Source organism: Streptomyces changanensis (genome assembly GCF_024600715.1).
Taxonomy (GTDB): domain Bacteria; phylum Actinomycetota; class Actinomycetes; order Streptomycetales; family Streptomycetaceae; genus Streptomyces; species Streptomyces changanensis.
This window is the reverse complement of sequence record NZ_CP102332.1, coordinates 5,855,143-5,870,277: the sequence shown is the minus strand read 5'-3', so window position 1 is coordinate 5,870,277 and position 15,135 is coordinate 5,855,143. Positions and strand designations below refer to the sequence as shown.

Sequence of the window (15,135 nt, the reverse complement as noted above, 5' to 3'; positions counted from 1 at the left end):
TTGTCCCATGAGGTGCCGAGATGACCACAGTCGTCGAGGGCAAATCCGCCCGCCAGAGCCACCACGGCCGGGGCTCCGGCCGCGGCCCGATGCAGCTCATCAAGAACTCCTACAACCAGTACTGGTACGCCTGGGCCATGTGCGTGCCCGTCGTGCTGGTGCTGCTCACCGTCGTGGCGTACCCCCTGATCCAGGGCATCTACCTGACGTTTACGGACGCCACCAGCCTGAACGTCGGACGCACCATCGGCGTCAACGAGATTCCCGACTCCTACTCGTGGGTCGGGCTGAAGAACTACACCGAGATCCTCACCGGCTCCAACAACCAGTTCTGGCCGCACTTCGTGTGGACCGTGATCTGGACCGTCGCCTGCGTCGCTCTCACCTACGCTCTCGGCCTGGGCCTCGCCGTCGCGATCAACCGGCAGATCAAGGCCCGCGGTTTCTACCGCATGCTGCTGATCCTGCCCTGGGCCGTGCCGACCTTCGTGACGATCTTCGCCTGGCGGCTGATCCTCGCCGACGACGGCGTCGTCAACCAGATCCTGATCGGCCTCGGGCTCGACGGGCCGTCCTGGCTCAGCGACCCCTTCGCCCAGAAGGTCGCCGCGATCGCCGTGAACATCTGGTGTGGCTTCCCCTTCATCATGATCTCCATGCTCGGCGGCCTGCAGTCCATCCCCCGCGAGCTGTACGAAGCAGCAGAGATGGACGGCGCCACCCCCTGGCAGCGGTTCGTCAACGTCACCCTGCCCGGCCTGCGGCCCGTCAGCAGCACCGTGATCCTGCTCGGCGTGATCTGGACCTTCAACCAGTTCAACGTGATCTTCCTGCTCTTCGGCGGCAACAGCGACAGCGTCCAGATCCTCGTCACCTACGCCTACCGGCTCTTCTTCGGCCAGCAGCCCCAGGACTACGCGCGCTCTGCGACCGTCGGCATCCTGTGCCTGTCACTCCTCGTGGTCTTCACGAGCGTCTACCGCCGCTGGCTCAAGCGCAACGACCAGGGGGCCCTCTAAATGACCAGCACGACCACCCCGCCCGCCGGGGGCGCCCAGGCCCTGAACGACCCCCGCCGACTGCTCAGCCGCCGCAGCCGTAAATCCTCGGTCTCCCTGCACGCCGTCCTGGCAGCCTCGGCCTTCATGGCCGTCTTCCCGGTCCTGTGGATCTTCTACATCTCCCTCGGCCCAGACAAGAACGACTACCAGCACCCCTCCCGCATCCTGGGCAACGCGACGCTGGACAACTACACCCACGTCCTGAAGAACACCGGCTTCGGGACCTGGATGCTCAACAGCATCATCGTCGCCGCCGGCACCATGCTCATCGGCGTCCTCATCGCCGCCAGCGCCGCCTACGCGGTGTCCCGGATGAAGTTCCTCGGACGCGGCTCGCTGATGTACACCTTCCTGCTCACCCAGATGTTCCCGGTCGCCGTCCTCATGGTCCCGCTCTACAAGATCATGGGCAGCCTTGGCCTCCTGGACACCTACGGCGGGCTGGTCATCATCTACTGCTCGACCGCCGTCCCGTACTGCGCGTGGCTCCTCAAGGGCTACTTCGACACCATCCCGGTCGAGATCGACGAAGCCGGACGCATCGACGGCCTCTCCCCGTTCGGCACCTTCTGGCGCCTGATCCTGCCCTTGGCCCGGCCCGGGCTCGCCGTCGCCGCGTTCTACACCTTCATCACCGCCTGGGGCGAGGTCGCGTTCGCGTCGAAGTTCATGCTCACCGAGGAGAAGTACACCCTCGCCGTCGGCCTGCAGAGCTACATCAGCCAGTTCAACTCCCAGTGGAACTACCTGGCCGCCACCTCGGTCCTGATCGCTATCCCCGCCGGCGCGGTGTTCTACATCGTCCAGCGCCACCTCGTGGCCGGCCTCACCGCCGGCGGCACCAAGGGCTGAACCGCCCCGCTGCCCGCCGTGCTCGCCCTTCCGACTCATCCTGTCCACGCCGGCGCACCGCTTCGCCGCGCCCTGACGTGAGGACTCCCGTCATGACCCAGTCGCTCGTCGCTGCCCAGACCGCGCACACCAGCCCCGTAACAGGCTGGTGGCGGGAGGCGGTGATCTACCAGGTCTACCCCCGCAGCTTCGCCGACGCCAACGGCGACGGCATGGGCGACCTGCCCGGCATCACCAGCCGCCTGCCCTACCTGCGCGACCTCGGCGTCGACGCCGTGTGGCTGTCGCCGTTCTACTCCTCCCCGCAGGCCGACGCCGGCTACGACGTCGCCGACTACCGGGTCGTCGACCCGATGTTCGGCACCCTCGACGACGCCGTCGTCCTCATCGGCGAAGCACACCGTCTGGGCCTGCGCATACTCGTCGACCTCGTCCCCAACCACTGCTCGGACCAGCACCAGTGGTTCCAGCAGGCCCTGCGCGAGGGACCCGGCTCCCGCCTGCGCGAACGGTTCCACTTCCGCGACGGCCTGGGCGAGGACGGCGAGCTGCCGCCCAACGACTGGGAGTCCGTCTTCGGCGGCCCGGCCTGGACCCGCACGAAGAACCCCGACGGAACCCCGGGCCAGTGGTACCTGCACCTGTTCGCCCCGCAGCAGCCCGACTTCAACTGGGAACACCCTGCGGTCCGCGACGAGTTCGGATCCATCCTGCGCTTCTGGCTCGACCTGGGCGCCGACGGCTTCCGCATCGACGTCGCCCACGGCCTGGTCAAGGCCGATGGCCTGCCCGACCTCGGCGACCACGAGCGGATGCGGCTGCTCGGCAACGACGCCGGTCCCTGCTTCGACCAGGACGGCGTCCACGAGATCTACCGCCACTGGCACACCATCTTCGCCGAGTACGCCGACGAGCGGATCGGCGTCGCCGAGGCGTGGGCCCCGACCCTGGAGCGGACCGCGAACTACGTCCGCCCCGACGAACTGCACCAGGCGTTCAACTTCCAGTACCTCGCCACCGCCTGGCAAGCCGAGCCGCTGCGCGACGTCATCGAGGGCACCCTGAACGCGATGCGCCCCGTCGGCGCCCCCGCCACCTGGGTCCTGTCCAACCACGACGTCACCCGGCACGCCACCCGCTTCGCCAACCCGCCCGGCCTGGGCACCCAGATCCGCGAGCCCGGGGACCGCGAACTCGGCCTGCGCCGCGCCCGCGCCGCGAGCCTGCTCATGCTCGCCCTGCCCGGCTCCGCCTACATCTACCAGGGCGAGGAACTGGGCCTCCCGGACGTCACCGACCTGCCCGACGAGGTCCGCCAAGACCCCGCCTACTTCCGCGGCGCCGGCCAGGACGGCTTCCGCGACGGCTGCCGAGTCCCCATCCCCTGGACCACCGAAGGCACCTCCTACGGCTTCGGGACCGGCGGCTCCTGGCTGCCACAGCCCGACACCTGGGGCGAGCTCAGCGTCGAGGCCCAGACCGGCGCCCCGGGCTCCACCCTGGAGATGTACCGTTCCGCCCTCGCCCTGCGCCGCAGGCACCCCGCCCTCGGCGGCGCAGACAACCTGCGCTGGCTCCCGAGCCCCGACGGCGTCCTCATCTTCGAGCGCACCACCGGGGGCGGACCCACGTTCATCTGTACCGTCAACGTCACCGGCGACCCGGTCACCGTCGACACCCCCGGTACGCCCCTGATGGCCAGCGCCCACATCACTGTGGGCAACGCCCGGACCGTCCTGCCCGCGGACTCCACCGTCTGGTGGACCACCGCCTGACCCTCTCGATCTCCTGCTGACGGCTCCGCGACCGCCTGCCCGCGGGGCCGTCAGCAGGCATACCCGCGCACACCCCACCCCCGCGACACAACGAGGTGTTCCATGACGTCACGTTCCACCTCCGCGCGCGGCCGCGGCCGCCTGACCAGAAGGTCCGCCGCCGTGGCCCTCAGCCTGGTGGCCGGCACCGCCGCGATACCGGCCATCGCCGCCGACACCCCGCAGCCCACCACGGTCGCCGTCGCCTCCGACTTCGACAACCAGCTCGGCTGCGCAGGGGACTGGGCCGCCGACTGCGACCAGGCCCAGATGGCTCTGCGCCCCGACGGCACCTGGGCCCTGACCGCCCGCCTCGCGGCCGGGACCTACCAGTACAAGGCCGCCCTCGACCGCAGCTGGGCGGTCAACTACGGCCAGAACGCCGCCCCCGGCGGCGCGAACATCCCCCTCACCGTCCCCGCCGGCGGCGCCGAGGTCACCTTCGTCTACGACCCGGTCACCCACTGGATCACCGACACCCTCAGCACCACCCTGGTCACCGCGCTCGGCACCTTCCAGAGCGAACTCGGGTGCGCGACGGACGGCGCCGCCGACTGCCTGGCCTCCTGGCTGACCGACCCCGACGGCGACGGCATCGCCACCTTCACCACCACCAAGCTCCCCGCCGGCACCTACACCGCCCGGCCCGGCCTCGGACTGCCCGCCCAGCCCACCGGCGAGCCGACCAGCTTCACCGTGGCCTCCGACGGAGCCGAGACCACCTTCGGCTACAGCACCGCCTCCAAGAGGCTGAGCGTCTACCCGGGCAAGCCCAAGCCGAGCCTCGCACCGCGCTCCGGATACTGGCTCGCCCCCGACCTCATCGCCTGGGACACCACCGGCCACCCCGCCGGCACCACCTACCAGCTGGCCACCGCCCCCGACGGCGGGCTCGCCGCCGACGGAACCGGCATCAGCGGCGGTACCACCATCCCGCTCCAGTACGACCCCAAGGGCCTGCCCCAGGCACTGAAGGCCACGTACCCGCACCTGGCCAAGCTCGGCGCGCTCCGTGTCCCCACCGCCCGGGCCGCCGAGGCACGCGAGCTCGTCAAGGGACAGAGCGCGATCGCCGCCCTCGGCCCCGACGGACAGCTCACCGACGCCACCGGACTGCAGACCGCCGGCGTCCTCGACGCGCTATACGCGGACATGGCCAAGCGGGCCACGCTCGGCCCCGTCTTCCACGCCGACCGGCCCACCCTGTCGCTGTGGGCGCCCACCGCCCAGTCCGTGAGCGTCGAGCTCTACGACACCCCCGCCTCCACCACGGCCCGCACCGTGCCACTCACCCTCGACCGCACCACCGGCGTGTGGTCGGTGCGCGGCGAGAAGAGCTGGAAGAACCTCTACTACCGCTACCAGGTCAAGGTGTGGACCCCGGCGACGCAGAAGACCGTCACCAACACCGTCACCGACCCCTACTCGCTGTCGCTGTCGGCGAACTCCACCCGCAGCCAGATCGTCGACCTCGCCGACCGGGCCACCCTGCCCGCCGGCTGGGACACGTCACGCTCCCCCAAGGCCCTGCCCCTGGAGAAGCAGCAGATCCAGGAGATCCACATCCGTGACTTCTCCTCCGCCGACACCAGCCTGCCCACGGACAGGCGCGGCACCTACCTCGCCTTCGCCGACTCCCGCTCGCTGGGCATGAAGCACCTGAAGGACCTCAAGGCCGCCGGCGTCACCACCATCCAGCTCCTGCCTGCCTTCGACTTCGCCGGAACCGCCGAACTGCGCGCCGACCAGGCCACCCCGGCCTGCGACATGGACGCCATGGCGCCCGACTCGTCCGAACAGCAGGCGTGCGTCGCCACCACCCAGGCCCGCGACGCCTACAACTGGGGCTACAACCCCTTCCACTTCACCGTCCCCGAAGGCGCCTACGCCACCGCCCCCGACGGCACCGACCGCATCGTCCAGTTCCGCCAGATGGTCAAGGCCATCCACGACGCCGGACTCAACGTCGTCATGGACGTCGTCTACAACCACACCGCCGCCGCCGGCCAGGACGCCGCCTCCGTCCTCGACAAGATCGTCCCCGGCTACTACCAGCGCCTGGACGCCACCGGCACCGTCACCCGCGACAGCTGCTGCGCCGACACCGCCCCCGAGAACGCGATGATGAACAAGCTCGTCGTCGACTCCGTGACCACCTGGGCCAAGCACTACCGCATCGACGGCTTCCGCTTCGACCTCATGGGCCTCGACCCCAAGCAGACCATGCTCGACGTCAAGTCCTCGCTGGCCAAGCTCACCCCCGGACGCGACGGCATCAACGGCAAGGCCAGCCTGCTGTACGGCGAGGGCTGGGACTACGGCATCGTCGCCAACGACGCCCGCTTCGCCCAGGCCACACAGAAGAACATGGCTGGCACCGGCATCGGCACCTTCAACGACCGGCTCCGGGACGGTGCCCGCGGCGGTGGCGTCTCCGATGCCGACCCCCGCCGCCAGGGCTTTGCCAGCGGCCTGTACACCGCCCCCAACGGCGCCGACGTCAACGGCACGCCCGAGCAGCAGAAGGCCCGCCTCCTGCACGACATGGACCTGGTCAAGATCGGCCTGACCGGCAACCTCGCCCGCTACACCTTCACCACCAGCGACGGCACCCGCCGCACCGGCGCCCAGATCGACTACAACGGCCAGCCCGCCGGCTACACCGCCACACCCGCCGAAGCCGTCAACTACGTCGAGGCCCACGACAACCTCGCCCTCTTCGACGCCCTCGCCTACAAGCTCGCCCCCGACACCACCCCCGCGAACCGCGCCCGCCTCCAGGCCCTCGCGCTCGCCACCAGCACCCTCTCCCAGAGCCCCTCCATGGCCCAGGGCGGCACCGACCTCCTCCGCTCCAAGTCCCTCGACCACAACTCCTACGACAGCGGCGACTGGTTCAACTCCATCCAATGGGACTGCCGCAACGGAAACGGCTTCGGCCGAGGCCTGCCGCTCGCCGAGTCCAACAGTGCCCAGTGGCCCCTCGCCGGGCCGCTGCTGGCCGACCCCGAGCTGCGCCCCGGCTGCGCCGAGACCGGTGCCACCACCGCCCAGTTCCAGCAGTACCTGAAGATCAAGCAGTCCACCCCGCTGTTCTCCCTGGGCACCGCCCACGCCATCCAGCAGCGCCTGACCTTCCCCCTGTCCGGCACCACCGGCGAGAAGCCCGGCGTCATCACCCAGCATCTCGACGGCCACGGCCTGGACACCTACAAGTCCGTCACCGTCGTCTACAACGCCACCCCGAACGCACAGACCCAGACGGTCAAGAACCTCGCCGGCACCCGGCAGTCCCTCCACCCCGTCCAGAGCGGCGGCAGCGACCCGGTCGTCAAGCAGGCGGCCTTCGACCCGGCTACGGGCACGTTCACCGTCCCCGCCCACACCGTCGCCGTCTTCATCCAGAAGTAACCCGCGCCCCAACCGCCGGCCCGGCAGGACAGCGCAACCGCGCCGACCTGCCGGGCCGCCGCGTTGCCCCACCGTGAACCGCCCCCACGCCCCCGCGCCCGCACGGAGAAAGACCGCCGCCGCCTCGGCCGCTGGTGCCCGCACCGCACGACACGCACTCCGCGCAGCGGACATCGGTAACAGTCCGCGCGGATCCTGTCCGAGCCATTGACGACCCCAAGTCACCAAGTTATTAACTGGAGTTACAAACGAGTTAGCGCGGCGGATGCACTCCCGCCCGACCCCTGGCCCGTACAGCAGACGCATGCCTGCTGCAGAGCCGCGCCGCTGGTCACGACGACAGCGCGTCTTCCCTCACCACCCGCGCCGACGGCACCTCCGTCTGCCGGACGGGTGATCCCCATCCCGAGGAGGCACCACCTTGCACGGCACCCCCACGCGCCCCTCCCGGCGCCCCAGAGGACGGACCGCACCCGCGCTCCTGGCCGCGACCGCCATGGGACTGGCGCTCGTCCCCGCCCTCACCACCACCGCCCAGGCCGAGACCACCGCCACCGCCGTCTCGGTCCCCGGCACCTTCAACAGCGAGATCGGCTGCTCCGGCGACTGGGCCCCCAACTGCGGCCAGGCCCAGCTCACCGCCCGCACCGACGGCTCCGGCGCCTGGTCGAAGACCATCAACATCCCCGCCGGCTCCCACGCCTACAAGGCCGCCCTCAACAACAGCTGGGCCGACAACTACGGCGCCAACGCCCAGTACTACGGCGCCGACATCCCCCTGAACATCCCGGCCGGCGGCAAGAACGTCACCTTCGTCTACGACCCGGTCACCCACTGGATCGCCGACGACGTCAACCACAAGATCGTCACCGCCGGAGGGTCCTTCCAGTCCGAGATCGGCTGCGCCGCCGACTGGGCGCCGAACTGTCTGGCCTCCTGGCTCAAGGACACCGACGGCGACGGGATCTACACCTGGTCCACCACCGCCATCCCCGCCGGCACCTGGGCCGTCAAGGCCGCCATCGGCCAGTCCTGGACCGAGAGCTACGGCCAGGGCGGCAGCCCCACCGGCGCCGACATCGGGTTCACCGTCCCCCGGACCGGCTCCGCCGTCGACTTCACCTACAACAGCACCACCCACGTGCTGAACGTGCGGACCGAGCAGCCGCCCGGTCCGCCCCTCGACGGCACCCTCGGCGCCCTCTACACCCCCACCGAGACCACCTTCCGCATCTGGTCCCCCGACAGCTCCCAGGTGTCCGTCACCGTCGGCGGCCAGAGCCACCCCCTCCAGCCCGCGGATGTCAGCGGCTACACCGGCGTCTACCAGGCCGTCGTCCCCGGGAACTGGAAGAACCAGCCCTACCAGTTCCGCGTCGGCAACAACACCGTCCGCGATCCCTACGCCCGCATGGTCAAGCCCGGCACCACCGAGGGCATCGTCATGGACACCGAGTCCATCACACCCGTCGGCGGCTGGGCTCCGCGCCCGGTGATCACCAAGCGCGAGGACGCCGTCATCTACGAGATGAACGTCCGCAGCTTCACCATCGACCCCAGCTCCGGTGTCGACGCGGCCAAGCGCGGCAAGTTCGCCGGCCTCACCCAGACCGGCACCACCCACAACGGCGTCAAGACGGGCATCGACCACCTCAAGGAGCTCGGCGTCACGCACGTCCAGCTGCTGCCGTCGTTCGACTTCAACAGCACCGTGCCCAACTGGGGCTACGACCCGCTCAACTACAACGTTCCCGAGGAGCAGTTCTCCCAGTTCACCGCCCCCGAGGACCGGGTGCGCGAGTTCCAGACGATGGTGAACGAGTTCCACAAGAACGGCATCCGCGTGATCATGGACGTCGTCTACAACCACACGGCGAACAAGGACGTCTTCCAGAACATCACCGGGAAGTACTACCACCAGACCGAGCTGTCCGGCACCGGCAATTCCCTCGACGACGGCAACCCCATGGTCAGCCGCATGATCATGGACTCCCTGAGGTACTGGGTCGACACCTACAACATCGACGGATTCCGCTTCGACCTCCTCGGCGTCCACCAGTACAAGAACGTCGACCAGTGGGCCAAGTACCTCCAGTCCTCCTTCCCCGACCGCACCCTGCAGATCCACGGCGAGCCGTGGAGCGGCGGCGTCGACGACCCGCAGCAGGCGCAGAAGGTCCGCTACGGCACGACGCCCGCTCTCGCCGGCGGCCACGTGGGCGTCTTCAACGGCGCCTACCGCGACGCCGTCAAGGGCGGCACCCGCGACCGGATCCTCGGCTACATGGGCGGCTCCTCCTCCAACGCCTCCGCGATCGCCCTGGGCATGCGCGGCTCCCCGCTGACCACGAAGAGCACGAGCCCCCTGCCCAACCCCTGGGACCCCGCCTTCGCCTACGACCCCGAGCAGACGATCAACTACGTCTCCGCCCACGACGACCTCAACATCTGGGACAAGATCACCTACTCCGGCGTCAACGGCGGCACCACCGGCCGCGCCGGACAGATGAACCGCTTCGCCGCCGGCATGGTCCTCACCTCCCAGGGCATCCCCTTCTTCCACGAGGGCGACGAGTTCCTCCACTCCAAGGTCGTCAACGGCGACTACGAGGCCGCGAAGAACTCCTACGAGGCCGGCGACAACGTCAACGCCGTCCAATGGGGCGAGAAGACCACCAACAACGCGACCTTCCGCTACTACAAGGACGCCATCACGCTCCGCAAGAACACCCCCGCCCTGCGCCTGGGCACCTGGGACGCGGTGAAGGCCCAGATGGCCACCAGCGTCAACGGCTCCGTCGTCACCTCGGCAATCAGCTCACGCGCCGATGCCCCGACCAGCCACGACACAGTCGTGGTCTACAACCCCACGAACAGTCCCGTGAACGTGAACCTGCCCGCCGGCACCTGGAAGAAGGTCCTCGACACCAACGGGACCACCGACTCCACCAGCACCACCGCCGACGGACTCGCCGTCACCGTCTTCAAGAAGCCCTGACCACCCGACCCGTAGTTATGTGCCCGCCGTCCGAGGCGGCGGCGGGCAGCCCGAACAGAGGCGCGAGAAGACCTGGACGGCACCGTGTGCCGGGCGTCGTACGGCGCGAGACAACGGCCCGGGAAGAAAGCGGCCCAAGACGCCTTTGTGCCGACTGGCGTTACGCGACGCGGGCTACGCGGGTTCCGCGTCCTTCGCCGGCGAGGAGCGGCATCATCTCCTGGAACAGGGTGATGAGGTGTTCGCTGGCGAGGTGGGCGTCGAGGGCCGCCTGGTCGCGCCACTCCTCGATGAGGATGATGTGGTGGTCGTCGTCCAGGTCTCGCAGAAGTTCGTAGCGCAGGCAGCCGTCCTCGGCGCGGGTACGCTCCACGACGCTTTCGACGAGAGAGCGGACCTGGTCGGCCTTGCCCTCGACGGCGTTGCTCTCAGCGATGACCATGACAGTGTCGTTCATGGTTCCTCTCCTTCTGGTTTTTGTGGTGGAAGTGGTGGGGCGGCGCAGGGTGGATCAGGTGGCGAGCAGCTGCCGATAGAACTCGGCGGGGTCGGCGGCCAGGGACGACTTGACGTGGGCGCTCCACTCATCGACGACGACCTCGATGAGGCCCTTCTCAACGCCGTCGAGTGCGGCACGGGCGACGTCGGCGGGGTCGGTGAGGGGGCCGTCGTAGTCGGCGCCGGCCATGATGTCGGTGTCGGCGGCCCCCAGGACGACGCCAGTGACGAGCGTGTTCTGGGCTGCCAGCTCCAGGCGGATGCCGTTGGTCATGCTCCACTCCGCCGCCTTGCCCACCGCATAGGCGTTGCTGCCGTCGTAGGAGAACCACGACAGGGCCGAGAGCACGTTCACGATCGCGCCTCCGCCGTTGGCACCCAGGATCGGGGCGAAGGCACGAACCACGTGCAGGTTGCCCCACAGGTGCGTGTCGAGTTCGCGGCGGACGGCGTCGAGCTCGCTGTCCAGGAGGTTGGTGCCGGTGGAGATGCCGGCGTTGTTCACCAGCAGGTCGACGTCGGTGGCCGCCGCCGCGGCGGCCTCGATCGAGGCCGGGTCGGTGATGTCGAGCCGCAGGACCTCCACGCCCGGCAGATCGACGCTGCCCGGCCGCCGGGCGGTCGCGTAGACCTTCGCGCCCCGCTCGGCGAGCTGCGCGGCGAAGTGACGCCCGATACCTCGGTTCGCGCCGGTGACCAGCGCTGTCGCTCCGGAAATGTTCATGTCCTCGTCCCTCTTCGTCGCTCAGACCGGGCCAGACCGGCCCGTCGCCCCCGCGCGGTCTGCGGCGGTACGGGTAACGTAAAACCTGACGTCAACGTGAGGTTCAAGCGGAAGGGAAGTGATCTGTGTCATGCGCATCGGACAGCTCGCCAGGCGATCCGGGGTCAGCGTGCGAGCGCTTCGCTACTACGAGGAGCAGGGACTTCTGGAATCGACGCGGACACCGGGAGGACAGCGCGACTACCCCGACGACGCCCTTGATCGCGTGCAGCTCATCCAGGACCTCTTCGCCGCCGGCCTCTCCAGCCGAACCGTCGTCGAGCTGCTGCCCTGCGTGAGCAGCGGCACCGCGACTCCCGCCATGCTCGACCGGCTCACCACCGAACGCGACCACATCACCGAACGCATCCAGGACCTCTCCCGGGCCAAGAGCAAACTCGACCGCGTGATCGAAAGCGTCATCGCCGCGAACGTGGTGAAGGAGTGACTCCCGCGCCTCTCCACGTCGGACAGCGTCTGCGGTGACGCGCCGCCGAACGCGTGACGCCGGGGCGGCTACCGGCCCACGGACTCACCGACGGGCCGCGGACGCCGGGCCGGAGCACGACAAGCAGCCAACCGGCTCGGGCGGGCGAGACGGCATGCTCGTGGACACGTCGTAGAGACCCAGTGGGCGCGACCGTGAAGCGCAAGGTTGTCATCGGGACGGCCTCAAGGTCGACTGGGCCCGTCCCGCCCGCCGAGACGGACCACCGCTTCGAGCCGATCTATGAATCGTGCACGTTCTTCGTCACCATCATCGAGTTCCGGCCCGTCCACGAACGCCGGCGGGGCCAACGCGGTGGCGAAGGGACAGTCGCACGCGAGTAGATCTTCGACGGTCACTTCGGGCCACTCCATGGAGAAGTGGCCTGACTCCCCCTCCAGCAGGGACGATCTGGCCAGCTGTGACGTGACGCCGGTGTCAACAAAAGGGCAGCGCCCGAGGGGATCGCGGGGTGTCCCTACCGCGATCCCCTCGGGTGTGGAGCTCTCCACGCCGCGTCACTGCACGGTGTCAGGCGCCTCGACGGTGAAGGTCACGATGTCGACTTCGGCGTCGGAGGGCAGGCCGGGGTAGTGGCCTTGGAGGCCGGACTTGAGTTGCTCGATGCTCGTACCGTCATCGAGCCGGGCCTGTGCGGCGGTGAGACGATCGAGCCGGTGGCGTTCCACGCCGGTGACAATGCCGTTCAAGGTGCGGTGAGCTTCGTCGTCCTCGAAGAGGAAGAGTGCGGGGCCCGGGGCGATCGGATCGTCGTGGCGGACGCTGGAGGTCTTCCGCGCGGTGGCGATGTCCTCGTAGTAGCGCTTGTTGAACCGGACGATGCGACGCGCATCCGCATCGGGGAAGAAGTAGGTGTCCGGCAGGAGCTTCCGAATCGGCCGCAGTGCCGGCCCGTCGTCGGTCGGTACCGCGACGAAGACGTCGGGATGGAGGTCGAGAAGCGCCTGGCGGCAACGGCCGCACGGCGGGATGAGGCCGCGCCCCTGATCTCCCGCGGCGGCGATCGTGACGAGCGGGCCGGCTCCCGCCGCTGCGGCGGCCCCGAGGACGACGAGCTCGGCGCACGGCCCACCGGTGAAGTGGTGGACGTTGACCGCCTCATGGATCCTGCCGTCCGTGTCCATCGCCGCTGCGGCCACAGTGTGGTTCGGGCCGCTATCGAGGGCAGTGGCGAGCCGTTCCGCAGCCTCGATGACACGGCGCTCGGAGTCGAAGAGCTTCAAGGAGGCCATGGCACCGACCCTAGACCTGCCGGCCGGACACCTCGACGCATTTGTTCCGATGGGCTTCCCCTCCGCATGGTCAGTGACTTGGCATCGAGATCCTCATGTGAAGGACTCCCGCGTACCAAAGTCCGCTACGACAACCCAAAGGCCGCCGTCCCAGGGTGTTGGGGGCCGGAAAGAGTCGAGGTCGGCCGGTGAATCGCCGTCCGATCGCGCTTCGGCAGCGAGAGCCTCTACGGCCGGCCCGGCATCGAAGGCGCTCCTCTGGAGGGCGGAGTCGACCGGCTGCTTCCGGCCGCGACCGCTTCGTCCCTGTCCCCGAGGTCTCCTCACTCTCCGAGCTGGACGAGATGGCCGAGCACCGGGACCTGCGGGACGAGCCCACCGCGTCGAGGCCAAGCCCAAGAAGCTCACAGAGCAAAGGCCCTCCGTCCTGGCGTCAAAGCCCGCGCGTGATGCCGATCTTGATGTCCTCACACGAGTGGTCCATACGGTCAGACAAGGCACCGCCAGGGGAACGGATCCATCGGTCCCGTTGTCAGAACCGGCGGACCGCCCGGAGCGGCGTTGTCGTAGACACTTACCGAGAAGGCACCAGTCCTGACCCGTTCCTCTGTCGAGTGCACGTGGTGGCCAGTCAGGGGACGCCTGCCGAATCGGCATCCGACGGTGGCTTGGATGCCGTGGTGCCCGTAGCGAGGGCGTGGCGGGTGGACCAGGTCAGGGCTGCGGTCGCGGTCAGGGCGAGGATAGGAACGACGAATCCGACTCGGGGGCCGCCCGGACCGTCGACGAGTCGGCCGACCGCGGCGGCGGAGACGGCGATGCCCGCCGCGCTCGCGGAGTTCGTCCAGGTGAAGGCCTGCGTCAGGACCGACCGGTCCATGACTGCTTGGAGAAGCGTAGAGGAGGCGATGATGCACGGAGCCACGCCCGCGCCGGGGAGCAGGAGGGCGAGGCCGAGCTGCCAGGGCGCGTTGGCCAGGAGCGGCAGCAGTGACGCGCAGGCGAGGAAGGTGAGGATCAGTGGTAGTCGGGCCGCGGGTGGGATGTGTGGGCGGTGTCGCCCGTAGGCCAGACCAGCCAGCAGGCTTGCCGCACTCATCAGCCCGTACAGGAACCCGGCCGCCGCGGCGGCGTGGTGAGCGTCGGCGAATGCGCTCACCGAGACCTGCGTCGAGCCGAAGAAGACGCCCAGGGCCAGGTTGACCGCCAGGAGGGTGGCGAAGTTCCGGGTCCACAGAATCCCCGGGCCTCGGGCGGCCGTACGATCCGGGGCGGGCCTCGCGGCAGGCGCCGGGGCCGTACGGCGCAGCGCCGCGAAGGTCAGTCCGGCGCCGACGACGAGCGCCCCCGCCAGCACCGTGCCCGCGGCCGGGTGGAGCCGGGTTGCCGTCAGCACCGCGAGGGCGGGGCCGAGGAGGAAGGCGACCTCGTTGCTGATCGTCTCGAGCGCGAAGGCCGGAGTGAGTTCGGGCCTGCCGTGCAGCAGGGCGGACCAGCGGGCCGCGGAGAGCGCGCCGAACTGCGGGGTGGTCGCCCCGCCGGCGAGGCCGGCCACCATCAGCGGCAACTCGGGCGCTCCCGTCATGGTCAGCCCGACCAGGGCGGCGATCGCCCCGGCGTGGGCGCACAGGAGGGGGACGAGGACGCGCGGCTGACCGATGCGGTCCATGAGACGGGCCGTCTGCGGGCCCACCAGGGTCTCTGCCACGGCGAACGAGCCGGTGACCAGGCCGGCCGCCCCGAAGGACCCGGTCTGGGCGTGAACCAGCCAGACGATGCCGAGGCCGGCCATGGCCACCCCGAGCCGGGCGGGAGCCGCAACCAGGAAGAAGGCCGCCGCGCCGGGGGTCTGCAGGGCTGAACGGTAGGAGGCGGTCCTCGTCCGAGTGCCTACGGTGTTGCGAGATCCCGTCACGGTTCGGCGGAGATCCGGTGCGGTACGACGGAACCAGTGCCGTGGTGTCACGGCGAACCTTCCGCTGCGCGGTGGGACGGCCG

At 69.5% G+C, this 15,135-nt stretch carries 10 protein-coding genes and 1 pseudogene; 7 read left to right on the top strand and 4 right to left on the bottom strand.

All coding sequences use genetic code 11. The features are described 5' to 3' along the window. The first annotated feature begins 20 nt into the window (after window positions 1–20). The 6 genes and pseudogenes from NRO40_RS25610 (at window position 21) to NRO40_RS25585 (ending at window position 10,136) form a co-directional block, all read left to right on the top strand. On the top strand, window positions 21–1,019 hold the full coding sequence (locus NRO40_RS25610; protein ID WP_058942581.1) for a carbohydrate ABC transporter permease: 999 nt from the start codon (window positions 21–23) through the stop codon (window positions 1,017–1,019). After that, on the top strand, window positions 1,020–1,913 hold the full coding sequence (locus NRO40_RS25605; protein WP_058942582.1) for a sugar ABC transporter permease: 894 nt from the start codon (window positions 1,020–1,022) through the stop codon (window positions 1,911–1,913). A gap of 92 nt (window positions 1,914–2,005) precedes the next feature. Then, on the top strand, window positions 2,006–3,688 hold the full coding sequence (locus tag NRO40_RS25600) for a glycoside hydrolase family 13 protein (RefSeq protein WP_058942583.1): 1,683 nt from the start codon (window positions 2,006–2,008) through the stop codon (window positions 3,686–3,688). Between the two features lie 102 nt (window positions 3,689–3,790). After that, a pseudogene (locus tag NRO40_RS30845) lies at window positions 3,791–4,462 on the top strand (pullulanase X25 domain-containing protein); the annotation flags it as partial. Between the two features lie 15 nt (window positions 4,463–4,477). Beyond that, the gene (pulA, locus tag NRO40_RS25590; protein ID WP_408057094.1) at window positions 4,478–7,138 is read left to right on the top strand and encodes a pullulanase-type alpha-1,6-glucosidase; all 2,661 of its coding nucleotides are present in this window, start codon (window positions 4,478–4,480) and stop codon (window positions 7,136–7,138) included. 421 nt (window positions 7,139–7,559) lie between these two features. Further along, the gene (locus NRO40_RS25585; RefSeq protein WP_157901876.1) at window positions 7,560–10,136 is read left to right on the top strand and encodes a pullulanase X25 domain-containing protein; all 2,577 of its coding nucleotides are present in this window, start codon (window positions 7,560–7,562) and stop codon (window positions 10,134–10,136) included. A gap of 160 nt (window positions 10,137–10,296) precedes the next feature. Here the strand turns inward: NRO40_RS25585 and NRO40_RS25580 are convergent, their stop codons facing one another. Together NRO40_RS25580 and NRO40_RS25575 are read right to left on the bottom strand one after the other, a co-directional pair. Further along, a complete protein-coding gene (locus tag NRO40_RS25580; protein WP_058942586.1) occupies window positions 10,297–10,593 on the bottom strand; it encodes a putative quinol monooxygenase in 297 nt (98 codons plus the stop codon). Window positions 10,594–10,647: 54 nt separating this feature from the next. Next, window positions 10,648–11,358 carry an SDR family oxidoreductase gene (locus NRO40_RS25575; protein WP_058942587.1) on the bottom strand — a complete coding sequence of 237 codons (711 nt, stop codon included), beginning with the start codon at window positions 11,356–11,358 and terminating at the stop codon, window positions 10,648–10,650. A 130-nt stretch (window positions 11,359–11,488) separates the two neighbouring features. Here NRO40_RS25575 and NRO40_RS25570 point away from each other — a divergent pair, with 130 nt between their 5' ends. Beyond that, window positions 11,489–11,845 carry a MerR family transcriptional regulator gene (locus NRO40_RS25570; RefSeq protein ID WP_058942625.1) on the top strand — a complete coding sequence of 119 codons (357 nt, stop codon included), beginning with the start codon at window positions 11,489–11,491 and terminating at the stop codon, window positions 11,843–11,845. A gap of 557 nt (window positions 11,846–12,402) precedes the next feature. On the opposite strand, the gene NRO40_RS30640 is transcribed toward NRO40_RS25570, so the two are convergent. Beyond that, complete coding sequence (locus tag NRO40_RS30640) at window positions 12,403–13,137, bottom strand: ASCH domain-containing protein (protein WP_058942589.1); 735 nt, start codon at window positions 13,135–13,137, stop codon at window positions 12,403–12,405. A 631-nt stretch (window positions 13,138–13,768) separates the two neighbouring features. Next, window positions 13,769–15,052 (bottom strand): MFS transporter, encoded by a 1,284-nt coding sequence (locus NRO40_RS25560; protein WP_058942590.1) that lies wholly within the window; start codon window positions 15,050–15,052, stop codon window positions 13,769–13,771. Window positions 15,053–15,135: the final 83 nt, after the last annotated feature.